Annotated in this window: 21 protein-coding genes; 2 read left to right on the top strand and 19 right to left on the bottom strand. The window is 37.5% G+C overall.

The annotated features are described in order from the left end of the window. Positions 1-180: 180 nt before the first annotated feature. Positions 181-450, bottom strand: coding sequence for a 30S ribosomal protein S15 (rpsO, locus tag AB3219_RS07940; protein ID WP_057808147.1), 270 nt, complete (start codon positions 448-450; stop codon positions 181-183). Positions 451-717: 267 nt separating this feature from the next. Here rpsO and rpsT point away from each other — a divergent pair, with 267 nt between their 5' ends. Further along, entirely contained in the window at positions 718-972 is a 255-nt protein-coding gene (rpsT, locus tag AB3219_RS07935; protein ID WP_057784501.1) for a 30S ribosomal protein S20, read from the top strand. A 59-nt stretch (positions 973-1,031) separates the two neighbouring features. On the opposite strand, the gene holA is transcribed toward rpsT, so the two are convergent. From holA to AB3219_RS07865, 14 genes are all read right to left on the bottom strand, one after another. Then, positions 1,032-2,069, bottom strand: coding sequence for a DNA polymerase III subunit delta (gene holA, locus AB3219_RS07930; RefSeq protein WP_216754350.1), 1,038 nt, complete (start codon positions 2,067-2,069; stop codon positions 1,032-1,034). Next, positions 2,047-4,260 (bottom strand): DNA internalization-related competence protein ComEC/Rec2, encoded by a 2,214-nt coding sequence (locus AB3219_RS07925; RefSeq protein WP_263749507.1) that lies wholly within the window; start codon positions 4,258-4,260, stop codon positions 2,047-2,049. Before AB3219_RS07925 ends, holA begins: the two co-directional genes overlap by 23 nt. A 58-nt stretch (positions 4,261-4,318) precedes the next feature. Next, on the bottom strand, positions 4,319-4,801 hold the full coding sequence (locus AB3219_RS07920) for a ComE operon protein 2 (RefSeq protein WP_057807937.1): 483 nt from the start codon (positions 4,799-4,801) through the stop codon (positions 4,319-4,321). Positions 4,802-4,852: 51 nt separating this feature from the next. Next, on the bottom strand, positions 4,853-5,599 hold the full coding sequence (locus tag AB3219_RS07915) for a helix-hairpin-helix domain-containing protein (protein ID WP_260365128.1): 747 nt from the start codon (positions 5,597-5,599) through the stop codon (positions 4,853-4,855). Positions 5,600-5,692: 93 nt separating this feature from the next. Then, entirely contained in the window at positions 5,693-6,739 is a 1,047-nt protein-coding gene (locus AB3219_RS07910) for a SepM family pheromone-processing serine protease (protein WP_216762719.1), read from the bottom strand. Positions 6,740-6,751: 12 nt separating this feature from the next. Continuing rightward, the gene (gene coaD, locus AB3219_RS07905; RefSeq protein ID WP_216762718.1) at positions 6,752-7,228 is read right to left on the bottom strand and encodes a pantetheine-phosphate adenylyltransferase; all 477 of its coding nucleotides are present in this window, start codon (positions 7,226-7,228) and stop codon (positions 6,752-6,754) included. Next, complete coding sequence (rsmD, locus tag AB3219_RS07900) at positions 7,229-7,789, bottom strand: 16S rRNA (guanine(966)-N(2))-methyltransferase RsmD (protein WP_057807929.1); 561 nt, start codon at positions 7,787-7,789, stop codon at positions 7,229-7,231. It abuts the gene before it with no gap. An 8-nt stretch (positions 7,790-7,797) separates the two neighbouring features. Further along, on the bottom strand, positions 7,798-8,073 hold the full coding sequence (locus tag AB3219_RS07895; protein WP_216754346.1) for a YlbG family protein: 276 nt from the start codon (positions 8,071-8,073) through the stop codon (positions 7,798-7,800). A 32-nt stretch (positions 8,074-8,105) separates the two neighbouring features. Next, a complete protein-coding gene (locus AB3219_RS07890; protein WP_260365127.1) occupies positions 8,106-11,537 on the bottom strand; it encodes a pyruvate carboxylase in 3,432 nt (1,143 codons plus the stop codon). An 18-nt stretch (positions 11,538-11,555) separates the two neighbouring features. Continuing rightward, the gene (locus AB3219_RS07885) at positions 11,556-12,716 is read right to left on the bottom strand and encodes an FtsW/RodA/SpoVE family cell cycle protein (protein WP_216754344.1); all 1,161 of its coding nucleotides are present in this window, start codon (positions 12,714-12,716) and stop codon (positions 11,556-11,558) included. 215 nt (positions 12,717-12,931) lie between these two features. Continuing rightward, positions 12,932-13,045: an LPXTG cell wall anchor domain-containing protein gene (locus AB3219_RS07880; protein ID WP_367118088.1), complete on the bottom strand. Its 114-nt coding sequence runs from the start codon at positions 13,043-13,045 to the stop codon at positions 12,932-12,934. A gap of 2 nt (positions 13,046-13,047) precedes the next feature. Continuing rightward, positions 13,048-15,189 carry a mucin-binding protein gene (locus AB3219_RS07875; RefSeq protein WP_260365126.1) on the bottom strand — a complete coding sequence of 714 codons (2,142 nt, stop codon included), beginning with the start codon at positions 15,187-15,189 and terminating at the stop codon, positions 13,048-13,050. A 54-nt stretch (positions 15,190-15,243) separates the two neighbouring features. Beyond that, positions 15,244-15,639, bottom strand: coding sequence for a lectin-like domain-containing protein (locus AB3219_RS07870; protein WP_216754342.1), 396 nt, complete (start codon positions 15,637-15,639; stop codon positions 15,244-15,246). A 191-nt stretch (positions 15,640-15,830) separates the two neighbouring features. Further along, the gene (locus AB3219_RS07865) at positions 15,831-16,094 is read right to left on the bottom strand and encodes a KxYKxGKxW signal peptide domain-containing protein (RefSeq protein WP_216762714.1); all 264 of its coding nucleotides are present in this window, start codon (positions 16,092-16,094) and stop codon (positions 15,831-15,833) included. Positions 16,095-16,776: 682 nt separating this feature from the next. Here AB3219_RS07865 and AB3219_RS07860 point away from each other — a divergent pair. After that, positions 16,777-17,337 (top strand): hypothetical protein, encoded by a 561-nt coding sequence (locus tag AB3219_RS07860; RefSeq protein WP_216754351.1) that lies wholly within the window; start codon positions 16,777-16,779, stop codon positions 17,335-17,337. A gap of 161 nt (positions 17,338-17,498) precedes the next feature. Here the strand turns inward: AB3219_RS07860 and AB3219_RS07855 are convergent, their stop codons facing one another. The 4 genes from AB3219_RS07855 to AB3219_RS07840 all read right to left on the bottom strand — a co-directional run bounded on the left by AB3219_RS07855 (position 17,499) and on the right by AB3219_RS07840 (position 25,569). Then, entirely contained in the window at positions 17,499-22,061 is a 4,563-nt protein-coding gene (locus tag AB3219_RS07855) for a mucin-binding protein (RefSeq protein ID WP_367369390.1), read from the bottom strand. 99 nt (positions 22,062-22,160) lie between these two features. After that, a complete protein-coding gene (locus tag AB3219_RS07850) occupies positions 22,161-22,571 on the bottom strand; it encodes a KxYKxGKxW signal peptide domain-containing protein (protein WP_260365123.1) in 411 nt (136 codons plus the stop codon). 310 nt (positions 22,572-22,881) lie between these two features. Then, positions 22,882-24,726, bottom strand: coding sequence for a translational GTPase TypA (gene typA / locus AB3219_RS07845; protein ID WP_057808017.1), 1,845 nt, complete (start codon positions 24,724-24,726; stop codon positions 22,882-22,884). Positions 24,727-24,789: 63 nt separating this feature from the next. Then, positions 24,790-25,569 (bottom strand): inositol monophosphatase family protein, encoded by a 780-nt coding sequence (locus tag AB3219_RS07840; RefSeq protein WP_216754668.1) that lies wholly within the window; start codon positions 25,567-25,569, stop codon positions 24,790-24,792. Positions 25,570-25,572 lie beyond the last annotated feature (3 nt).

Raw genomic sequence — 25,572 nt, 5'->3', positions numbered from 1 at the left:
ACAAATTTATTCTGTCTCGACGTATAAACTGCTTTAAGTTTACCACATTTTATCAATAGAGTTGTATTTCAAGTATTTGAAAGTTATTAAATTTTCTTTAAAGATGGAATTTTTAAACCAGCATGATCAAATTAATTGTACAAAAAAAGCGAAGCACTAAGCCTCGCTTTTTTAAAACTATTAACGACGTAAACCTAATGATTCAATTAAATCACGGTAACGTTGAATGTCTGTTCGACGTAAGTAAGCCAACAAATTACGACGATGACCAATTTTCTTCATCAAACCACGTTGTGAATGAAAATCCTTCTTATGAACGCTTAAATGCTGATTAATTTCATTAATATCTGCAGTTAAAACAGCGACTTGGACTTCTGTAGAACCTGTATCGCCATCATGACGCGCATACTTCTTGATGATTTCATTTTTCTTTTCTTGTGAAATTGCCATTATTTTCACCCCTTTTTTATATTGCCCGAAACTGGGTTAATCGTTGGTGATTCGATAAATCAAGTATGGGTTCGTGCTCAATGCACAAAGTATATCTTACCTAATTTTCTCATAAAACACAAGTCTAAGTTCTTTTTCTACTCGTAAACTAGGCATTTTTGCCTATCAAGTAATGTTACTTGACAATTTCTTATTGCATTAAATACTCGTCTTCTGTATAATAACACTTGTTGTAGTATTGATTTCAGATCAGTGGAGGTGAATCAAATGCCAGTTATTAAATCCGCAATGAAGCGAGTAAAAACTAACGAAAAAGCAGCTTTACGTAACCAATCACAAGTAAGTAAGTTACGTACTGCAGTTAAAAAATTCGAATCAGCAGCTGTTAAAGGCTCTGACGACAAACAAGACTTATATCTTACAGCAATCAGTAAGCTTGACCAAGCTAAAACAAAAGGCTTAATTAAAGCTAACAAAGCTGCTCGTACTAAGTCACGTTTAACAAAACAACTTGCTAAATAATTTATGAAACTAATAAAAGCCTTGAGATTTTTATCTCAGGGCTTTTATTTTCGGCATTTTTAAGCAATTTGTTGACCAATAAATCTAAGTAAAAATAATTCAAACAAGAGTTCGGGATCTTTTTGGGTAGATTTAAGCTGAAGATCTAAGTCTGTTAATCCTGTGTACCCCATTGTCAGATCCTGCATCGAAAAATGCCGACTAGTCTGCATTGCCAATTTCACGCGATAAGGATGGACTTTCAGTTTTCCCGCAATATCCCCTTGTGAAAATCCTTGATTCTGCAAAATTTTTACTTGCAAAAGTAAACGAAATTGACCAACCAACACAGCGTTTATTCTCAATGGTTGTTCCTGTTGGGTAATTAAACTTTGATAAATATCAATAGCCTCTTTCGATTTTTTTTGTAGCACCACGTTGCTTAAATCAAATACATTTTGATCCAAGCTTTTGGAAACTAACGCATCTACAGACTCGGCAGTAATCTTTTTTTCTTTGATATTATAAAGCATTAATTTTGGCAACTCATTCATCATTCTACTTAATTTTGAATCCGTGCGAAAAAGCAATTGATCTAATGCTTCCGATGAAATTGTATACTTTTTTGAATTAAGTTGATTTTTGACTAGTTGATTAATCTGACTCGAATTCAAATTTCCAATTTGAATCGTCGTTGCTTGCTTATTTAATGTTTTAACAATCTTTTTTCGACCATCTAGTTTTTTATATGAAGCAAAAAGTACCAAAACAGTCGAGTCAACCGGACGATCAATGTACGCTTGTAAACCCTCAATGTCTTGATCAGGGCCTCCCTTATGCCGTTCGCCAGTTAGAAAGTACGGATTCCTAACGAAAACAACTCGACGTTCGCCAAAAAAAGGGGCCGAGGTGGCATCATCTAATGCCACTCCAAGTGATGTGATTTCCATATCATAGTTACCAATGTTCATTTCTCGTTCCTCACTGGGAACTAACGCCTGAAAAGCATCTTGAATTTGTTGTTCTAAATAATCCTCTTGTCCTAAGATTAAATAGATTGGTTGCGTTTGATTTGAAGCCAAATTTTTTAATAATTCAGTGTACTGTATCTTTTTCATAATTCCTCCGTACAAAACGCCAATTTGTAAATCCCTGTGGCGTAAAGTAATAACTAATCATCCCTTCGTCAATCGTAGACAAAGATTGAATTTTCAGTTCTTTCAATGTTTGCAATGTTTCTGGATTGGGATGTCCATAATGATTATTTTTTCCCGCCGAGATAACTCCAATTTTAACACGAATTTTATCTAAATAATCTTTAGCCGAAGCCGTTTTACTGCCATGGTGCCCTAATTTGGCAATCGAAGCTTGTAATTGTGGGTAATGGGCAATAATTTCTCGTTCGCCTGCTTGATCCAAATCACCTGAAAAAATAAAATTATCTGTTCCAAATTTTCCCCATAATGTTAAGGAATCATGGTTTTCACCCTTTCCTTCTGTAAACGGATGAACAATCTCAAATGGTAAATTAGCTATTTTTTGATTTGCAAGGACGGGAAACAACCTTGCTTTTTTTAAGTATGGTCTAACTTTTGTTTGAAAGCCACGGGAATTCTCCATTCCTTTAGGGATTATTACCTGACCCACTTTAATTTTAGATAATAAAACGCCAGCGTCGCCAATATGGTCGGCGTCCTGATGTGATAAACAAAGGGAATCAATTCGCGATATTCCCAGACTATGCAAATAGTTCAAAACGGGCGGAAGATGCTTTTTTTCCGCTCCTTTTGCCCAAGCCGGTTTTAAAAATCCCACCTTACCTCCAGTATCAATAACCGTTACGGAGTGATTAAATGGCATTCGAACTAAAATACTATCACCTTGACCAACATCAACAAAGGTAACCTCACCATGGAGTGGAAAATGAATCCAAATAAAGCCGCTCAGATAACACCCCAATAGGAGCCAACGAAAGTACTTTTTATAACGTGGAAATGCAATCCATGCTAAAGAAATAATCAATAATATCGCTGTAAATCCTAACGTCGGTTTTCCAAAAACAATTTGTCCTGGAAGCTTACTTAGCAAAGTGACTAATTGATGAAACACCTGCAACCCCATTGTCAGCCAGTCACTAAGTTGCGGCATCAACCAAAAGGTGGCCGCACTCACAATTACCAAGGGCATAACAAAATTAGAAAAAATTGGGATTATCAAGAAATTAGCAAACGACGTTAATAAATGCCACTGATAAGTGTGAAACAAAATAATTGGTAAGCTTACTATATTTAAAACCCATGCTCGTTTAAACGAAGAATAGTTACCTACAAAGATGAGTAAAAATGAAAGAAGATAACTGAGTTGACCACCCATACTTAAAATTACGTACGGATCAAAGGCCAGATTCACCAGCATTGTCATACTCCACACATTTAGTTGTGTATGTCGTTTTAATTTAGTTCCTAATATACCTAATTCTGCCATCATGATTGAACGAAATAAACTACCTGATCCGCCACCAATAATTAAAAAAGCTGGTAAAAATAAAATTAGGAGTATGTTAGTTGTTTCCTTGGTAAATCTTAATCGTAAGAAAAATTGTTTCAACAACGAACAAAAATAAAAGACATGCAATCCTGACAAACTAAATAAGTGTAAGAGTCCAAGTGTTGTGACTCCTTCCATATCCTCATCAAAAGCTTCATCTTTAAACCCAATCAATAAGCTCAATGCGTATGTTTGCATCAATTTTGGCAATTGCTGACAATAAAGGCGCATATCGTTTCGCCATGTATGTAACAGCCCTAAAATGGCCTCTATCGGATTAGTGGATCGATTTTTTTGCCAATTTACTACCGTTGTCTTACTCAACAAGTTGGTAATACCTTTTGAAAAACAATAGGTACGATAATTAAATTGGTTTTGATTTCCTGGCTGATCAATTGTTTGAATTTGGCCACGCACTAACATTTTTACTGGATGACGAATTTTTTCTAATCGTCGTTTTTCTTGTTCCGTTTTCAAATACCCGGATACTCGCAATTGATGATGATCATCATCTATGCCTGTAAATTGAAAATAATCACCCTGACATTTAATTTCATCGGGTTGAACTCTCAAAATTCCCTGCCAGTTTGCCTGATTTGACATCGTGTGTTGTTTTAAACTGGCACTGTGCCACCAAAATAGACCTGCAAAAAAGATTCCGATTGCTATTGTCCAATAAATCATTGGTCTATCACGCAAGCAAACCACACGAAAAAGCCAATAAATAAGGACAGTCACTAATAACCAAACATGGGATGTTATTACAGCATCAAGAAGAATACTTAGAATTGCAATAAAAAACCATGGAAAAGTCTCAAAATTAGTCTTGATTTAAAATTTTGTCCATTGAAACTGCTGCAATTTCTTCATCGGTAAATTTAACATGTTGAACTTCAATGTTCATACGCTTTAAAAGATTCATTGCATATGGATCATTGTGATAGTTACGAAGATAATGAATTTTTTTAATGCCTGCTTGTAAAATCATTTTAGTACACTGCAAACAAGGAAAATCAGTTACATAAATTTCGGCACCTTCAGTTGCAGCACCAAACTTAGCACACTGCAAAATTGCATTCATTTCCGCATGAATTGTTCTCACACAATGTCCATCAACTAGATAACAACCTTCATCAATACAATGAACATCACCAGAAACTGACCCATTATAACCGCCAGCAATAATCCGCTTATCACGAACGATCGTCGCACCCACTGAAAGTCGCGTGCAAGTGCTTCTTAACGACAACAATACGGCCTGTGTCATAAAATACTGATCCCATGGGATTCGTTTATCACTCATAAAAATGCCTTCCTTCTTTAAATTAAAGTATACCAAATAATTGCTAAAAACCTATACACTTAGTTGCGGTTTTAGTGCTTCAAATGTTTTATCTCCGATTCCCTGAACTTCCTTTAATTCATCAACACTTTTAAATTTACCGTGTGCTTCTCGATACTGAATAATCTGATCTGCTTTCTTTTCACCAATATTAGTTAACGTTTGTAACTGTTCCTTAGTTGCTGTATTCAAATTAACTGTACCTGATCCACTGGTTCCATCAGCCGCAGATGACGTAGAACTATCAGTGGTGGACGCCTGTTCACCTGTCGAATCTGATGTAGTTGACGGTGCCATTTCTGCATCAACAGTTCCCGTTGCTGCCCCTTTGATTTCTCCACGAATTGGCACATAGACTACCTGCTGATCAGTTAACCGTTGTGCCAAATTGATATGTTTTCGATCCGCTGTTTTTTGCATCCCTCCAGCCAAATTAATCGCATCATCCACCCGCATTGAACTCTTAACCTTAAAAATTCCCGGATGTTTGACAGCTCCCTTAACGTCAACGTAAATATATTCACTTGTTGATGAACTCACAGCAGAACTACTTGCTGTCACCGTGGTATCTGTAGAACTTGCCGCGCTGCTTATCGTAGTTGGTGTTGAAGACTCGTCAGCCCCATTCATCAATGCTGAATTAGAACTCGCCTGTGAATTACTTTTTCGCATAAACAAAAACACCACCATTATAACCAGTAGCACACCACCGCCAATTAGAATATATTTTTTATAGTTTTCCCAAAGCTCCTCAATCACACTCCTTCACATCCCTTCACTAAAAAATACGCAAAAATAAAAAGAGATTTTTATTTATTATCTAGTTTCAATAATTAAAAATCTCCTTAACTATTATTTAGTTTTTTGCAAATATTTTACGGCATCTTCAAAATTTTGAACAGGAACCACTTTAAGCTTAGGATCAACTCGTTTGGCTGTCTTTTTGGCTAACTGATAATTTGTTAGATGATTTGGTTCATACTTTTCAATTAGTTTTGTTGGCTTAACATAAGGTGCAAAAAAGATGGTTGCCCCCGCTTTTTTTGCTGCGACGATCTTCTTATCAATGCCACCAATTTCGCCAACGGAGCCGTCAGTCGCAATCGTTCCGGTACCAGCAATATTACGTCCCTTACGTAGATTCTGTTTACTCAGTTGACTATAAACTTGAAGCGTAAACATCAATCCTGCAGAAGGCCCTTCCGTGTTATGCGGATCAATTGAAACCGGAATTTTGGTTGTGACCTTATTATTATCAGTTAAACCAATTCCAATTCCTGGTTTACCGGTCGATAAGCGAACTAATTTTCTAGTTGCTGTTTTTGTCTTACCATTATGCTGATACGTTATTGTAACTGAGCTTCCAACTGAATGTGCTTTGATTTTTTTCATGGCATCTTCTGCACTAACTATCCGCTGATGATTGACCTCAGTAATCGTATCACCAACTTGCAAAACTTTTTTGAACTGCGAATTGTTCATGATTTCGAGAACATAAATACCTTTAAAGTGTACCTTAACTGATTTATCAGCCTCACGATAAGCTACATAAATCGCCTGATTAATTGCACTACGCATATAAAAAGTTTGTACTTTGTTGTAGGTTGCATTATCTTGATTACCCGTAATATCACTCAGCGATTCTATCTCATAATCGGGCATTACCTTGGCAAATACATACATTGCTGGCGTGCCTTTAATCACTGAAACAGTCGTCATACGAAAACTGCCTTTCTTTTGATCACGTTGATGGGCAACTTTAACATACTGACTCAATTGATCTGCAGTTCCAGGTCCCTCCACATAAAACGGTAGTGGTAAAAATAGGAAGATAATTAAAAGCACCACGGCAACTAATAATAACCAATATTTTTTTAACCATTTTTGTACTCGTGCCAAAAAGCATCTTCCTTACTTAAATTTATCTGTTAAAGGTTGCACCACATTTTGAGGCACAAACTTGGAAATATCACCATGCATTTTAGCAATTTCTTTAATAATGCTGGACGCCACATACGTATCCTGTGGTCGCGCCATTAAAAAAACAGTTTCAACAGAATTTTCCAACTGATGATTCATTTCGGCAATTTGCCGTTCATAGCGGTAGTCCTCTTCATCACGGAGACCACGCACTAATGTGGTTGCCTTTAACTCTTTAAATAAATCTACAGTGAGACCTTGAACAGTAATTACGCGAACATTTGTTAAATCCTTGACCGCCTCGTCAATTAGTTGCACTTTTTCTTCCGAACTAAACAATGCTGACTTGCTGGTATTGACAGCGACAGCAATTACAAGTTCATCAAAAAGCCTACTAGCACGTTTGATAATATTCAAGTGGCCATTTGTTAATGGATCAAAGCTTCCAGGGAAAACCGCAATTTTCATTTAATCACCTGCTTCAAATTGGTAAATGCTAACCTCAGTAATACCATAATCTTGCCGTTTCCACAGTGTAAAACCTGGTAGTACTTCCGGCAGTTTTGCAAACTGATCAGTTTCACAAACGATAATTGCACCGTTTTTTAATAAATTTAAACTAACCATTTTGGTCATTTCTTTAGTAATTTTTTGCAATTTATACGGTGGATCTAGAAAAACCAAATCAAATTGCATTGCCTGATCAGCAAAAATTGTCAAGGCGCGATTCGCATCTTGTCGAATAATTTCAAATTGGGCAGGTACCTTGGTCACCGCCACATTTTGCTCAATAGTTTGAATGGCTTGCCGTTGTTTATCCACTAAGACTGCCTTATCAATTCCTCGAGAAACAGCTTCAATGCTTAATCCACCACTACCAGCAAATAAATCTAATGAAGTTCCGCCATCAAAATAAGGACCAATCATATTAAACATTGATTCTTTTACCTTATCTGTAGTTGGTCGTGTTTTTACACCAGGAACGGCTTTTAAACGGCGACCACCAAAATCTCCAGATACCACTCGCATATTATCACCTAATCTTCACTTGTTCGTTTAAAATCTGCTGTTTGTTCATCGTCAAAATTCATTCGTAAATCCGCACGTGGTGAAATTTCAGCATGCTTTACACTCGATAATCTACCAATGGCGATACAAGCCTTCTGTGCAAGCTCTCGATCAGTATACAAAACAGCATATTTCATACTTTTTGAAACGTAATATAAAATACCAAATTTTTTTAATTGTTTAACCTGTCTTAAATTTGCCAAGTTAATAATGATACTTTGACGAGACTGAAGTGTAAATTCCATAGTTGCCTCCTATTCGGATCTCAATCACTTAATTATAATTTTTGCGGTGCAATTTCAATCAGTAAGTCATTTGTATCCACCACATCCCCTGCTGAAACATAAACGTGCTTAATGACACAATCAAATGGCGCTTGGATGGTTGTTTCCATTTTCATTGCTTCTGTAACTAATAGGTTAGCTCCCTTACCGATTTTATCGCCAGCTTGAACGCTAACACTTAGTACTGAGCCGCTCATTGTGGCCCCAATTTCATTTTCATTTGTTGGTTCAGCTTTTCGTTTAGTCGCAACTGTTTCATGTACACTTAAATCTCGAACCACAATATCTTGTTTGCGACCATTAACTTCAAAATAAAGTGTTCGTCGTCCCTGTTCGTCTACTTGACCAATCTGATTTAATTTAATAATTAAATGATAGCCATGACGTACTTCAACATCAACTGTTTCTCCACGGCGAATTCCCTGGAAGAAAGTTGGGGTATCCAACTGGCTAACTGGTCCATTATCCTCAATGAACTTATTATAATCATCAAATACTTTCGGATATAAAATTGCACTAATAACCTCTTCAGGAGTCACTTCCCGGTGCATTTTCTCAATCAGATTTTGCTTAACTTTTGCAAAATCAACCGGTGCAGCTAGACTTCCTGGACGAACAGTGATTGCCGTTTTATCCTTTAATACTAATTTTTGAAGTTGTTTAGGGAACCCATTTACTGGTTGGCCTAAATTTCCTGCAAAGAAATCAACCACCGACTTAGGAAAATCGAGATGTTCACCTTCCGATAACACCGTGTCTGGTGTCAAGTTGTTTTCAATCATAAACAACGCCATATCGCCGACGACTTTCGAACTAGGTGTCACCTTGATAATATCACCAAATAGTTTGTTAACTTGCCTGTAAGCCAGTTTGACTTCTTCAAAACGGCCTTTTAAGCCCAACGCTTGAGCTTGTTGTTGTAAATTAGAATATTGTCCCCCTGGCATTTGGGTTTGATAAATATCTGTCTGTGAACCAGTCATACCGTTTTCAAAATCCTGGTAAAACGGACGCACACCCTTCCAATACCGATTAATCTCTTCAGCATTTTGGATAGTTATCTTGGGCTGTCGTTTATCACCATCCATCGCATAATATAAACTGCTCAAGCTTGGTTGACTAGTGGTTCCGGACATGCTGCTAGCTGCTACGTCAACAATATCTACACCGGCCTTGGCAGCACTCAAATAGGTTGCAATTCCGTTACCAGTCGTATCATGCGTGTGCAAGTGAATTGGAATAGAAATTGTTTCTTTAAGCGTGCTAATTAGTCGATAAGCTGCTTGTGGTTTTAAGACACCAGCCATATCCTTAATTGCTAAAATTTGTGCACCGGCCTGCTCAAGCTCCTTAGCTAAATTCTGATAATAAGCAAGGGTATACGTTTTTTGACTTGCATCTAATATATCACCGGTATAACACATTGTGGCCTCGGCTATTTTACCAGTATCACGAACGGCCTGAATGCTAGTTTCCAACTGTGGGACCCAATTCAAGCTATCGAAAATTCGGAAAACATCTACACCATTTTTGGCAGCCAATTGAATAAACTCACTGATAACATTGTCAGAGTAGTTTTGATAGCCCACCGCATTACTACCTCGAAAAAGCATTTGTAATAGCGTGTGAGGCATTCGTTGTCGTAGCTGACGTAATCTTGTCCATGGATCTTCATGTAAGAAGCGATAGGCGACATCAAACGTTGCACCACCCCATGCTTCTGCAGAAAATAATTGTGGCAAGCCTTGATCAATCTTATTTGCAATGGGCAACATATCATGCGTTCGCATCCGTGTGGCAAACAAACTCTGATGAGCATCTCTTAAAGTGGTATCTGTTAACAGCAATTGAGATTGAGCTTTAATCCAGGTTTGCAAGCCAGAAACACCCTGAGTATCTAAAATATCCTTAGCAGTTACTTCATTTTGTGAACTAATCTGTAATTTTTCTAAGGCTTCTGGATAGTACTTTTTCTCATGACTGGGAACACCATCGGTACCATTTACCGTAATTTTACTCATGAATGTCAACAATTTATTAGTTGGATTAACATTATCTTGCACAGTAAATAGTTCTGGCGTTTCGTCAATGAATGTCGTGGTCGCTTCACCGGATTGAAAAACTGGATGACTAATAACATTTTTTAGAAAACCAATATTGGTATGAATGCCACTAATAATAAATTCATTTAAAACTCGTAACATTTTTTGAACCGTATTTTTAAAGTTGCTATCATGAACACAGACTTTAACCAATAGAGAATCAAAAAAGGGAGTAATTACTGCGCCGGTATATGCGTTACCCACATCTAAACGGACACCATTACCACCTGGAGAACGATAAGTTTCAATCGTTCCTGTATCAGGCATAAAGTTTTTCGAAGGGTCTTCTGTTGTAATTCGGCATTGAATTGCTGCACCTTGATAGGTCAAATCCTTTTGTTGTGGGAAATGTAAATCGGTAAATAAATTTTTGCCTTGGGCAATCAAAATTTGAGATTGCACAATATCACGATCTGTAATTAACTCGGTTACCGTATGTTCAACTTGCACTCGTGGATTAACTTCAACAAAATAAAATTGATCTTTTTCAACTAGAAATTCAACCGTAGCCGCATTAACATAGTGTACAGACTGCATTAAACGCACTGCTGCCTCACAAATCCGTTTTCGTAAATCAATTGGCAAGGTCACACTAGGAGCAATTTCAACAACTTTTTGATTACGTCGCTGAACCGAACAATCACGTTCAAACAAATGCAATACGTTGCCAAATGAATCAGCCAAAATTTGGACTTCAATGTGTTTAGGTGATTGTAAGTATTTTTCTAGGTATAATTCATCACTACCAAATGATTGCATGGCTTCACTTTTAGCTCGGTCATAACTTTCACGCAATTCAGAGTCTTTATTAACAATTCGCATGCCACGACCGCCACCACCCATAGCAGCTTTCAGCATAATGGGATATCCGTGTTTATCTGCGAAAGCCTTAACTTGCGCAAAGCTGGTCACAGGGTCTTTAGTGCCTGGAATTGTGGCAATTTCAGCCTTGTTGGCAACTGTTTTAGCTTCTAGTTTGTCACCGAACATATGTAAATGAGCCACTTTTGGCCCAATAAAAGTAATTCCCTCTTCTGCACATCGTTTAGCGAATTGTTCGTTTTCAGACAAAAAACCATATCCAGGATGAATAGCATCCACGTTATTTTCTTTTGCAATTCGAATAATATCTTCAATATCTAGATAAGCTTCAACTGGTTTTTTGCCAGCACCAACCAAATAAGCCTCATCTGCTTTAAAACGATGTACCGAAAGCGCATCTTCCTTCGCAAAAATTGCGACTGTTTGTAAAGACAGTTCTTTGCAGGCACGAAAAATTCGTGTAGCAATCTCACCACGATTTGCAACTAATACTTTTTTCACAAATACCCCTCCAAACCATTATTCTCGAATTAAAGTTAAATCTTTATTTTTTTCGCGTTGCACATTAGCACTTACATTCAGTAAAATGCCCATTGCAACTGCAAGCACTAACATACTTGATCCGCCATAACTGATAAACGGGAAAGTGACACCGGTAATTGGCAAAAGTCCCGTCACACCACCAATATTAAAAAAGGTTTGAACAGATAGGTAAGTAGCCAGGCCATAGCATATCAAAGTTTCATACATATTTCGGGTATGAATTCCCAGCCAAATTGCCCGTCCAACAATTACCAGCAATAAAATTAAAATCAAACTAACGGTAACGAGTCCTAATTCTTCCGAGACAACTGCCATGATAAAATCAGTATTTGCTTCTGGTAGGTATCCCTTTTTTTGGATACTATTGCCCAGTCCTACACCAAAAACACCACCGTTACCTAGTGCATAATAGGAATTTACCAGTTGATTGCCAGCACCCTTTGCAAGTTCAAACGGATGAGCAAAGCCGACTATTCGCTGTAACATATAATTTTTAGTATTGACATTAATTCTCGAAGCCAATGGTAAAAGTACAAACATCATAGCAGAAACGCCAAGCAGAATAACGCCAATTCCCTTCCGATAATCAATGCCACTGGCAAAAAAGATAATTAGTGCGATCGCAAAATTAATCGTTGCTCCGCCTAAATCATGTTGTAAAAAAATCGCCAAAACAAACACTAAAGTCATAATTAATGGTGCCCGATAATAGCTTTTAGGATCTTTTTCCAATTGATCGTTATGTTTAGAAAGCATGTCTGCCAAATACAAGGTTAGAAAAAGTTTGGCAACTTCAGCCGGTTGAATATTAATTGGTCCGAATTCAATCCAGCCTTTCGCCCCATTTATAACCGAGCCCCAGAACAATAGATAGATAAATGAAATAATCATTCCAGCCGCAAAGATTTTTAAGAAAGTTGAACTGCGTAATTTTTGTAGTTTCAATTCAAAAACAAATGCCGCCACTAAAAAGCCAACCATAACATACGCTAATTGTCGAAAAAGATAACTAGTGGCACGAATTCCATTAATAATGTAATAGTCAGCACTTGAAGAGTAAACCATGATAATGCCAAATACGCATAAGATTACGTATGGTACTACGATAAAATAATCCAAATATTTAAATTTTTTCATTAGAAAATGAACCCACCTTGGTTGTGAAAATAATCGTGCTAACTTTGAACATTATAGCATACGTAACAGCTGGCAAAAATTAAGAAAACGTACTGATCATCATAAATCGGCGGCTTATTTTTAAAAAAATTTACCGAAAACAATTGTTAAACGGTAAAAAAATAGGTGTTATCATTTCTGATAGCACCCACAAAAACTATTATTTTACCAATTTTTTAGTCATCATCGTGTTTTCGACGTTTAATTCCAAACAATGCCATAGATCCGCCTAAGATTGCCATGCCAATTAATGCAACCACATTTTCATGTTGTTCATCGGTTTGTGGCAGTGTTACAGCTTTATTCGATGTAACATTTTTTTCGATTTACCCTTAACATTCGAATTCTGCAAGGTTTCTAGTTTTACCTTTGAATCTGTGGAATTCTTAACATGATTTTGAACTGTTTCGTTCCCAGAAGCGTTTGAGTTGCCAGTATCAGAATTAGAATCTGTTCCATGTGTAATCCCACTATTGCCCAGATCCGATGAGTTATGGTTACTACCACTATCGCCTGGGTTAGATGGATTACCTGAGTTAGTAGAATTACCATTTTCGTCAGTCGTCTTCTTGTACTGGACAACTACTAAACTATCTTTTGGTGCATTAGTTGTCGCCATTGGAATCAATTTGGCCACATCACCACTATTCGTGTATCCGAATAGCGTAGGTGTTTCAACCGCATCATAAACTCCTTGCGGTGTATATGAAACTTCACCAGTTGTCTTGTTAGTTACAGTTTTGTAAACGACCTTCTCAACAACATTCTGTGGTGTCTGACTGCCAGCACCCTCATAATGGACTGTCCGAGTCACGGTAATTTCACTGTACACAAGGTTACTGGCTGGGGTATACGTTACAGTTACTGGAATTGTTGTGACTGTCGTATCCCCAACTGTGGCGGCGCTAACCGTTACAGCTGCGACGTCAGCCTTATCACTAGTATAGCCCGCAATCGTTGGACTTTTGACGGCATCAATTGTGTCATCATCATTCACTGCAGTCCAATCACCATAGGTTACGTCACCATTTGCCGCATCCACACTCGCGGTTCGTGTATAGGAAATACTATCCGTCACTGCTTTGCTTGGCTCATTACCCGCCGCATGATCCGTTGGATTACTCCAAACGTAATTAATTGTTTCAGTAATTGTCTTATGCGTTGAATCATAGTTAGGATCCTTTGGATCCGTTGGTACTACTGCCTCACTCTTTACGTGGGTGACATGAATTGTCACGTTGTCGGTATTATCCGCTGTCAACTTGATACTGCCGCTATCGCCATCAGTAACATCAACCAAATTATATTTACTACTATCTGGATTGGCCACTGTGTAACTAACCGTCGCATCAGTTGCTCCGCTTACCGTCTGCGTACCGACAACCTGGCCACCGTCCTCGTCATCTACATAACTGATTGTGGCTGTCGTATCACTGGCTGGGGTATACGTTACAATATCATTTTCATCTGTAGCTCCAGCATCTTCAGCTGGAATTGACTTCATTGCCACAGGAACTGCACCATTAACGCTAACGTAAGAAGTGTACCCAGCGACTTGAGTAACTGCCACTACAGCATATCCTCTAGCAGCATCTTTAGTTGCATCTTCCGTTGAAGCTTCTGTAGCAGTCTGAGTCTGTATTGAAAAATCACCAGTTGTCCCATTAGGTAAACCAGTTTGATCATAGTTTACCGTTTGTGTTCCAGTATTGGCTAAATAAGTAATCGTAATTTCGTTGGTTGCGCCAGCCGTAATATTCGTGTTAACAACCGTAACCTCAGCACTACTTGCTCCATAAGTATAGCCGTCAATTGGCTTTGCAGCATAAGTACCAGAGGTGTTTGTATTATTGTCTGTATCCGTCTCAGCGCCGACACCAAAAATTGAGCCTACATTAACAATAATTGTATCATCAGGCGAAAGTGCATTGCTTTTTTGGCCAACATAATGAACTGTAACTGGCATTGTCACACGTGTGCCAGTAAAAGAACTAATTACAGCCGTTTGTACTGAAGAAGTTCCTCCAGTTGCACCAAATGCAGCTAACGAAACTGCGTCACTTAGAGTAACAGTAACAGCACCAGTAGTTTGCAGTACAGTAGATTTAGTGGAATCAGTATACGTGGTGTAATTAAGTGTACCGGTCACTCTACCCGTTGTTGTATCAGCACTCGTTGGTACCCAGGTTAGTGTGTAATATTCCCCTGTTTTAATAACATTTGTCTGACCAGTCCCTACCGTAATATTTGCTGCTGGCGTTGTAATTATATTACCGCTAGCATCCGTTTGTCGTATTGTAAGTGAACCCCAAACTGTATCACCTTTAGAACTATCAGGATAAAAATCCCGACCAATAAAAGTCGTATCTGTCAGTCCATCAATTCCGACATCCGCCGTTTTATTCACATTATTACCAGCATCTTGAGGATCCACTGGTTGAATGATGATCCCCAGGCCACCACCAGTTCCTTTAAAACTACTACTTGATTAACTACCTGTCAGAGTAAATCCTTTTGTTGTATCCACTTGGTTATCAAAAACATATGAGCCATTTTGCTCAGCACCATTTGTTAATGTTACTTTACCATTTGTGTCAGTACTAGCACTTCCAGTAGTTTCAAACGAATCTGTTACCTCATCAGCAGTATTGATAGTGCTAGTAGCAGCATCTGCTCCGGCTGGATTCGTACCATTCAGAGTTCCTGTATCAATAGTTGCGCCTGAAGCCACAACTACCGTAGCAATTCTTGCAGATGTCTTTCTTACCAAACTTTTTGCAATTCTCTGACTGTTAGAAGCTGTACTATTTTGATCAGAACCCGTTTCACTGCTTATGGGTGTTACTAAACTTTTTTGACTGCTTGTAAAACTAGCAACAGCCACCGAAGATGCATTTGAGACACTCGAAGAAATTGCTGAATCAGTAGTAATAGAAGATGACGACGCACTACTTGCTAAAGAAGACGCAACTGTCTTTGTTGCCTCTGTAGTGGCACTACTTGCACTCGAACTTGTACTGCTTACCGTAGTTGTTGTGGCATTTGAATTCGAAATACCACTTGTACTTTCACTGCCTACTGTGACTGAAACGCTTGTAGGCTTTTCACTTTCAGAGCTTGCTGAAGAAACACTGCTTGAAACTTCTGTTGTCGGCTCCCCTGTGGCAGTGTCTGCATAGACTGTCGGATGACCAAAGAAAACGCTGTCCCAAAAAATAGGGCAGTAATTCCCGCAAATAACCAGGTTTTACGTACCTTATACATTTTGAAATGTTCTTTAGGTTGTCCCGAATCTCGTAATAACTTTAACCGCTTCAATTTTCTTTGTCGATTCTCCATACTGTGTATCCCCTATTTATAAAATAATACTAAAATTTTCAAACGTAGCCAATTATATTATAACACGGAAGACTGTAAAGTAGGATTAAATCATCTAATTGTTTCGCTTTATATTCGCTTTTTTCCTAAAAATACTTTAATTTATCGATTAATTAGTACAAAAATTAAAATTTTAACTACTTTTTATAAAAATGTCACCATTTTCTTGATAACTTGATATTTCCATCATAGTCTAAGCAATTTTTAAAATTGAAAGAAATAATCAAGGTGATGAAACAGTATTAAAACGTATATTTTATATTTCTTTCTATAAACAAGAATTGTAAGTTTTTAAACCTCAGCATTAAAAAATACTTAATTTCTAGAATTACTAAATCTTTTTGATTAAACATCATTATTTTGTTACATACATTTTTAAACTGAGCAAATCTATTTACTCACAGAACCAAGATAATTATTCTAGGAAACAAATCAAATTATTGTCATTTTTCACTTGCTTAGCAGTCACAAACATCCTTATTTTGTAATTTTTAGTTTATGTTTGAGCAGCTGACACACATGAAAAAAAACCACAATTTCGTACACTTGAATAAATAATAATTTCCCCAAATTGATGCATATCAATTTCAATTTTCTAAAATGGTTATATACTGGTCTTAATTATTACAAAGGAGGATTCTTAATTATGGCTAAGTATAAAGCGAACATTGGTTCGTTGAACGCTAATAAAATCGGTACTAGTGCACATGGCACTGCCAATTTTACCGAAAACGACGACCAGCTAACTATCACGATTGAAATGTTTGACACACCGGCAAATACACAACACTGGGAACATTTTCACGGTTTTCCAAACGGCAAAGCTGCTGACATTGCAACTTCTGTGCAAGATACAAATCACGACGGATTTATTGATCTAATGGAAACTGAACCTGTATCCGGAACTACAATGGTTCCTTTTGATGATGCTCCAGAAAATATGGATATTCCTCACAATCGCTATCCCGTTTCAGATGCTAATGGCTATTTTACTTACACAAAAGTTGTCCCTTTAGCAACACTTGAAGCTAATTTTGAAAAAGCATTCGGTTCCAAAGATTTACAATTAGACAAACGAGTTATTTACATTCATGGTGTCCCTAAAGACCTCAACTTACCCGTAACGGTTGCTGGCATGGTCGGCGAATTCGATGCCCATGTGACGTTACCAATTGCTGTGGGTAAGATTGAACGAATTGATTAATTCAAGTTTTACGACTACGCAAAAAGCTCAGTTACTGAAACCTCAAATTTGGTTTCAATAACTGAGCTTTTTTATTTTTCTTGACTACCGCCGTATTTTTAGAATCGTATAAACACATAACATAAAATAAAAATTCCCGTGTAGAGATCTGGGACTTATTTTCAATTGTTATGATTCTTTTTACGTTTCTCTACACCCGCAAGTCCAAACAAAACTAAAAGCATTCCAATCAACGATGCACTTACTTCTTGCGTTGTTTGCTCATTCGTTTGTGGTAAAATTTCTGTCTTTTGAACTTGCTTTTTATTCAAATTAGAGGCTTGTTTTCTCGTCTTCAGCTTCGAACTTGGTGCTCCTATTTGACTAGTTATTTTCTGCTTTGAAGGTTGTTTCTTTAAAACAGACGGCCCTCCTTCAGTTTCCGATTTACCAGGTTTATCTGGTTTTTCAATTAGATTCTTAGTTAACGTATAAGTTACGATAACAAATTTATCTGCAGGTTTGATTAAAGTAGAAATCGGAATTTCCTCAGCAACATTTTTTTGATCAACTGTATAACCGTCGATCACAGGAGAGATCACTTCATCATATACTCCAGTTGGTGTATAACTTGTTTCTCCAGTTCCTTCATTTGTGACTGTATTATAAGTGACCTTTTGAACTCGATCTTTAGGCGTTTTACTTCTGCCACCAACGTATTTAATTGTTCGGGTAACTATTACTTGTCCATAATTAAATATTGGACTATAAACTACTGTCACCTCACTGTCAGTCGGTACTGTTAGTGTTGCACTGGGAATTACTTCTGGCACAATTCTTTGGTCAGCTAGATAACCACTAATTTCTGGAGAATTTACTTTTGCATAAATTCCAGTTGGTGTGTAGCTTGTTTCTCCTGTTCCCTCATTTGTGACCGTATTGTAAATAATCGTTTGAATTTGTGTTTGAGGTGTTTTAGATCCCGCACCAATGTACTTGATCGTTCGTGTTGTCGTAACTTCACCATAAGTGATGATTGGTGAATAAGTTACGGTCACTATGCTATTGCTTGGAGCGGTTAGCGTGGCAATTAGCGTTACCTCGGGTACTGATTTTTTATCCACTGTATAACCGTCGATCACAGGAGAGATCACTTCATCATATACTCCAGTTGGTGTATAACTTGTTTCACAAGTTCCTTCATTTGTGACCGTATTATAAACAACTGTCTGTATCTTAGTTTGAGGTGTTTTGCTTCCTGCACCAACATACTTAATCGTCCTAGTTGTTGTGACTCGCCCATATTCAATTATTGGACTATAAGTTACCGTCACTGTGCTATTGCTTGGTGCGATTAGTGCTGCAACAGGAATTAATTCAGGAACCACTTTTTGATCAACTGTGTAGCCATTGATTTCTGGAGATTCTACCTGATTGTATACTCCAGTTGGCGTGTAACTTGTCTCACCAGTTCCTTCATCTGTGACCGTATTGTAAATAATCGTTTGAATTTGTGTTTGAGGTGTTTTAGATCCTGCACCCACATATTTAATCGTTCGTGTTACATTAATTTTACCGTAAGAAATAATTGGTGAATAAGTTACGGTCACCACACTATTAGTTGGAATTGTCAAAGTTGAAGTTGGAATGACTTCGTTCACTAATTTTTGATCAACTGTGTAGCCACTAATATCTGGTGAATTGACTGCTGCATAAATACCGGTTGGCGTATAACTTGTTTGACCCGTTGCCTCATTCGTAACCGTTTTATAGATAATTGTTTGAATCTGTGCTGCCGGAGCCTTATTACCAGCGCCTATATAATTAATTGTGCGAGTTGTGGTAACCTCACCATAATTGATAACTGGAGTATATGTTACCAATAATTCAGTACTGTTAGGTGCAGTCATTATCGCATTTGGAATTTTTTCATCAACGGACTCTTGATCCACCTTATAACCATTAATTACAGGAGAAATCACCTCACCATACACCCCAACTGGCGTATAACTTGTTTCACCAGTAAGTCGATTAGTAACCGTATTGTAAGTTACTGTCTGAATCACTGAAGCAGGTGTTTTTTCTCCGGCACCAGTATAATTAATTGTTCTCGTCACTTTTTGATATCCGTAAACAAATTGTTTTTCATAAACATAAACCACATTTGCACTTGGATTAAGATTTAGTTCATTTCTGATAATTCTAACTGTATATCCTGGTCCCTGGGGATTTGTTTCATAACTATTCCAAAAATCATTCGTATTACTATAGGCTACAGAATCTCCATAGTTAATGCTATATTTTTGAGTCTCGTGTGTCGTTAAATCCGTTAACACAACCTCAATATCTCCAGCAGCATCTAGACGAGTAACAACCATATTGATTTGTCGATCAATCATTTGTGGAGTACCAAAACCAAAATCAGGATTTGGAATATAGTCTTGTAACACAGTACTATAACTTTGGCCTACTGCAATATTTCTTGTGATTGTATAATTTGACAAAAAGTTTTGATCATAATCAGGTGTGTAAATACCACTTGAGCTGCTAACACCATACTCAATAGTATTGTCATCAATAGCTTGGTCAGCAGTAACAGTCGTTCCGTCATCTAACTTACCAACCAATATATATCCTGTTGGTGCCTCATCAGCCTTGGTAACATAGGTATTGCCAGTTGAGATATCAATTGTTTGATCGGGAAGAATTGTTTTACCTGTGTCCTTATCGACATACTTCACATTGACAGTGCTTTGATTTGGAATAGAGAATAGTTCACCTGGATTCCAATCTAAGTACTCCACACCATTACTATCAAATGCACGATCAGCAAAATTAACATCCAAATTGTCGCCACCATAACTCACAGACATAAATAAGTTCCATCCAACTTGAACAACGGATCTTGCTGAGCCAGATTCACTATTTTTTAAGTCATTTGGTGTAAAACTGATCGAAATTGGGTCAAATGAAGGCCCTGGAAGTGCTAAGACATTTCCATCTTCATCGGTTAAAGTCAAAGTTGTTTTTTTGTTTTCTGGATCATACGAGAAAATAAAACGGGTATTGTCATTATTCTCTAAATTATTTTTAACCCAATCAATTAAATAGGCATTTGCAATCGCTGCCCCATCCATAACCTTTTGATTTGTAATGGTTCTGACTTCATTAAAATCAGCAATCGCATACACATTATTAATGACAAAAGTGGTTCCATCATGCGCTATACCGGAAATTGAAGCATTCGTACTAGTAACTGTAGCACTACTACCATCATCCGTATTATTTATTGTAGTTGTTACTTCAACTGGAACGCCTAAAATCATAGTTTCTGTTGTTTGGTTCTCATTCAACTTATAAACGTATGTGATTGTTTGTGTTTGATCAGTGAAGGTTCCGGTTGGATTACCTTGAACTTCTGAAAGAGTATACCCCACAATATTTTCAGCAGTGGTTTGATAAGTATCTCCAACAATTCCAGTCAATACAACATTTTTAAAAATTACTGCACCGTTTTGATCAACATAGTTAACTATAACTGGATTAGCTTGTTGAGTGCCAATTTTTCGATATACAAAAGTAATTTCATCAGGTGTACTTAGATTCATTGTATTGTGAATTGAACGCAAGTTATTTCCTGCACCACCATTTTCCATGCCGGTCCAAAAATCATCTGAATTAGAAATTGTTTGCGTATAATCATGATTAATTGTTTCTTTTTCTTGATTACCTGATGAATCTGTATAAATAAGTTCAATATCACCAGCCTCATTGAGACGCGTAATTTGTAAATCAATTGGCTTGGTGGTCAACTCATAAAAATTACCTTCATCAATTGGCCCATAATCCTGTAATGTCAAATGGTAAGTCGCACCCACTGATAAATAATGGGTAATATAATAATCAGCCATAAAATTATTATCTAAATCATTTTGAACGGTTCCATAAACTGATGAACTCGTTTTATCAATTTCACTATCGTTAATTTGAACTCCGGTTGCTGGAGTAGTATCACCCTTTAATACACCAACCAACTCATAACCAACTGGGGGTGTTTCAGCAGAAACTGTGTATTGAGAACCAGTTGTCATAGTAGCTGAACTGGTGGGAAGAATACTGTTTCCGGTGTCAGCATCGACATAACTTACCGGAATACTAAAACTATTGGGAATAGAGAATAGTTCACCAGGTATCCAATCAATTCCATCCTTATCATTCTCGGCAGCAGATGACGAACCATCTTTCTCTCCGAAATTAACGTCAACATTAGCGCCACCATAATTTAGCGCAATCCAAAGATCACCACCAACCTGTTCTCTAACTTCAGGTGTTCTTGTGGTACCACTAAAGTTAAAAGTTAGAGGGATACCATTGTCGTTTGTTAGAATTTTCCCCTCACCATCAACTAGAGCAAAGGTCGTCACACCAGTTTTTGCGTCATAACACATAACCAAACGTGAATCAGTTCCAAGAATATCTTGAACAATACTGGTACCTGAACCATTGGTAATCGCATTTCCTGCCATTACCATCTGATTATTCATATTCCTAACCTGATTATAGTCAGCAACGGCATAAACATTAGTAAGACTTCCAATTGTTCCAATTTTAGAAGTCACAGATATCGTGCCATCCGTATTGGTTTCAGTTTGATCAGTAAGGATAACATTAAGATTCAGAATATCTGATTGTGTCTCAGTGGATGGTAACGCACTGGATTCTGTCTGTAATTTTTGTGTAGACAAAGCACTTTTCGCAATTGATACTCCTATATTAGAACCGTCATTAGTGGTTCGTACATCCTGTTCGTCTGAAGCAACAGAAGAACTTTCCGAAACCTCATTTTATTCATCTACATTACCTGAAACAACCTCACTTGAGGCAGTTGAGCTTGAACTCGATCTTGCTACACTGCTTGACGTTGCAAGACTTTGTTTTGCATTTGAACCTGAGTTCGATTCAGTAGAAGAAACAATAGCGTTTGTCGTTTCACTGGTGACATTACTTGTTTCTGTACTACTCCCATTCACCACATTTTGTGAGCTACTATTAACTGAACTTACGGTTGACTTGCTTGTTATAGATTGACTACTCGATTTCACAGCAACTGATGAAACAGTCGTCGAATCATCAGCTTTTACTTCTGGGTTTACAAAATACAAACTGGAGCTAAAAAAGAGAACTGTGATTCCCGCGAATACCCATGTTTTAGCAACTTTGTACATCTTAAAATGTTCTTTTGATTGTTCAAACATTGCCTCTTTTTTCCTTCTTTGAAACTCTGTTTTCCATAATTCAATCTACCCAACTCCTATCTTATATTTACATCAAAACCATTCTCCTATATATCGTGTATTGTAACCCTTTACACTAATAAAATCATTAGAAAAATCAAAAAAGTATTCATAAATACGATAATTATGTAGAATTATATAGGCTTTTCGATTATTTTGAAGGAATTTTTTCATTTCTGGTTTAGTAATAGCCATAAATTATTATTTAAATTATATTGGGTCAAAAAAAAGGAAACTCAAATTTCGAGTTTCCTTTTTAAACATCAATTATTTATTTTTTTGAAGCAGTCTTACGACGTTTAGCATCTTTTTCACGTTCGTTCGTATTCAAAATTTGTTTACGAAGGCGAATGTGATCTGGTGTGATTTCACAATACTCATCTTCATTGATGAACTCCAATGATTCTTCAAGAGTTAAATGAGTTGGCGTCTTGATCTTGGCCATATCATCTGATCCAGCGGCACGAACGTTTGTCTGGTTCTTACCACGTGTGATATTAACCGAAATATCATTTTCACGATTATTTTGACCAACAACCATGCCTTCATATACTTCTGTACCAGGGTCAACAAAAATTGTGCCTCGGCTTTCAATTCCCATGATTGCATATGTTGTAGCTTTACCTGAGTTAATTGAAACTAAGGTTCCGTTACGACGACCAGGGTTCCAGTTTTTAATAACTGGCAAATATTTTGAGAAGGTATGATTCATAATTCCGTAGCCACGAGTCATTGACAAGAAGCCAGTTGAATACCCAATCAAGCCACGAGTAGGAGCCAAGAATGTTAAACGAGTCTGACCATTATCTGTGGTCTCCATGTTTTGCATTTCGCCCTTACGTTGAGACAAACTGTCAATGATTGAACCAGTATACTCATCTGGTGTATCAATCTGAACAGATTCAAATGGTTCACAAAGTTTGCCATCAATTTCCTTATATATAACTTCTGGACGTGAAGCTTGTAATTCATAACCTTCACGACGTAAAGTTTCAATCAAAATTGACAAATGCAATTCACCACGGCCAGAAACAATCCATGCACCTGGATCATCTGTGTCTTCAACACGAAGCGAAACGTCGGTGTGCAATTCCAATTTCAAACGTTGTTCCAATTGACGTGAAGTAACAAATTTACCTTCACGGCCCGCAAATGGTGAGTCATTAGTTCTGAACGTCATCTGTAATGTTGGTTCATCAATTCGAAGTAAAGGCAAAGCTTCTTGATGATCTGGATCGGTAACAGTTTCCCCAACGAAAATGTCTTCCATTCCGGAAACGGCGATTAAATCACCAGCTTTTGCTTCGTTAATTTCCAAACGCTTTAAGCCAAAGAAACCAAATAGCTTCGTTACTCGGAAGTTCTTGACCTTACCATCAAGCTTCAAAACCGAAACATTGTCGCCAACCTTGATTTTGCCTCGGAAAATACGACCAATTCCAACACGGCCAACAAAGTCGTTATAATCCAACATGGCAACTTGAAATTGTAAAGGTTCATCACTGTTATCAATTGGTGCTGGAATTGTTTTGATAATTGTATCAAACAATGGCTTCATAGTGTGTTTTTGATCATCAGGATCACTAGAATAACTAGAAGTACCATTTAAAGCACTTGCATAAACAATTGGGAAGTCCAATTGATCCTCATCTGCACCCAGTTCAATAAAGAGATCTAACACTTCATCCACAACTTCTTCTGGACGAGCGCCTGGGCGATCAATTTTATTAATAACTACAATTGGTGTTAAGTGTTGCTCTAAAGCTTTTTTAAGTACAAACCGTGTTTGTGGCATTGTTCCTTCAAAAGCATCAACAACTAATAAGACACCATCAACCATGCGCATGATTCGTTCAACTTCACCACCGAAGTCCGCATGTCCTGGAGTGTCCAGAATATTAATTTGTTTGTCGCCATAGCGAACGGCTGTATTCTTAGAAAGAATCGTAATGCCTCGCTCACGTTCGATCGCATTAGTGTCCATGGCCCGATCCTCAATATGGGTATGTTCATCCAATGTATCTGATTGCTTTAGCATTTCGTTCACCAAAGTTGTCTTACCGTGGTCAACATGGGCAATAATTGCGATGTTTCGAATATCATCTCGTCGTTTCAAAAGTGTTTCTCCTTTTCCTGGGCATCTCCATAAAAAAACTGCAACTAGTTTGTCACAGTCAGACTACCTAATCATATTTAATATATCCTTTTGTGTATCTTTAGTCGATACTAATACATCATTTGATGATAGCATATCAACCGGTGTTCCGTCAACCTTTGTTACCGAAAGATCAAGGGTTTCTGCCAAAATTTTCCCTGCAGCAAAATCCCAAGGCATCAAATGGGAAATGTAACCGTTTTGCTTTCCTGTTAGTACCTGAATAAATTCAATTCCTGCACTACCAATAATACGAACTCCGGAACTTGCTTCATCAATCGCCTGTAAATGATACTTATCATGAATTAGCATTGGTCCACTAACACCCAGTAATCCGTCCCTCAAATGAAGGTTGGTAGGTTTAGTTAACTCATTATCCTGAGTAAAAACGCCTAAACTTGGGCCACCACCATAAATCCGGTTACGCATCACATCCATAATGTATCCAAGAATGCCTTTACCATCAATATATAAGGCAATCATGACGGCAAAGTTATCACGCTGTTTAACAAAATTAAGCGTTCCGTCTAAAGGATCAATAATCCACACGTGTCCTTGCATAGACGTTACCTGATCACCTTGGCCCTCTTCACCCAAAATCTTAGCCTGCGAATCAAAACTACGAATAGCCTTAATTATCTTTTTTTCATTAGCTTTATCAACATTGGTAACTAAGTCTTTTCGACTTGTTTTTTCAGCAACTGCCAGAGGATCATGTAACTCGCTTAAAATATCTTCTCGAACTTCTTTTAGCCAATCACGAATGATATGGTCAGTCTGCCACAAATTTTCTATAATATTCATAAT

Source organism: Pediococcus ethanolidurans, assembly GCF_964062635.1.
GTDB classification, from domain to species: Bacteria; Bacillota; Bacilli; order Lactobacillales; family Lactobacillaceae; genus Pediococcus; species Pediococcus ethanolidurans.
Note: the sequence above shows the minus strand (reverse complement) of the source record. Positions and strands in the feature narration are given on the sequence as shown.

Excerpts from the sequence above, each read along its gene's own strand:
- AB3219_RS07885 (WP_216754344.1), bottom strand. The coding sequence starts at position 12,716 with ATGAAAAAATTTAAATATTTGGATTATTTTATCGTAGTACCATACGTA.
- AB3219_RS07920 (WP_057807937.1), bottom strand. The coding sequence starts at position 4,801 with ATGAGTGATAAACGAATCCCATGGGATCAGTATTTTATGACACAGGCC.
- holA (WP_216754350.1), bottom strand. The coding sequence starts at position 2,069 with ATGAAAAAGATACAGTACACTGAATTATTAAAAAATTTGGCTTCAAAT.
- rsmD (WP_057807929.1), bottom strand. The coding sequence starts at position 7,789 with ATGCGAGTGGTATCTGGAGATTTTGGTGGTCGCCGTTTAAAAGCCGTT.
- AB3219_RS07865 (WP_216762714.1), bottom strand. The coding sequence starts at position 16,094 with ATGGAGAATCGACAAAGAAAATTGAAGCGGTTAAAGTTATTACGAGAT.
- AB3219_RS07850 (WP_260365123.1), bottom strand. The coding sequence starts at position 22,571 with ATGTTTGAACAATCAAAAGAACATTTTAAGATGTACAAAGTTGCTAAA.
- AB3219_RS07895 (WP_216754346.1), bottom strand. The coding sequence starts at position 8,073 with ATGGAATTTACACTTCAGTCTCGTCAAAGTATCATTATTAACTTGGCA.
- coaD (WP_216762718.1), bottom strand. The coding sequence starts at position 7,228 with ATGAAAATTGCGGTTTTCCCTGGAAGCTTTGATCCATTAACAAATGGC.
- AB3219_RS07840 (WP_216754668.1), bottom strand. The coding sequence starts at position 25,569 with ATGAATATTATAGAAAATTTGTGGCAGACTGACCATATCATTCGTGAT.
- rpsT (WP_057784501.1), top strand. The coding sequence starts at position 718 with ATGCCAGTTATTAAATCCGCAATGAAGCGAGTAAAAACTAACGAAAAA.
- rpsO (WP_057808147.1), bottom strand. The coding sequence starts at position 450 with ATGGCAATTTCACAAGAAAAGAAAAATGAAATCATCAAGAAGTATGCG.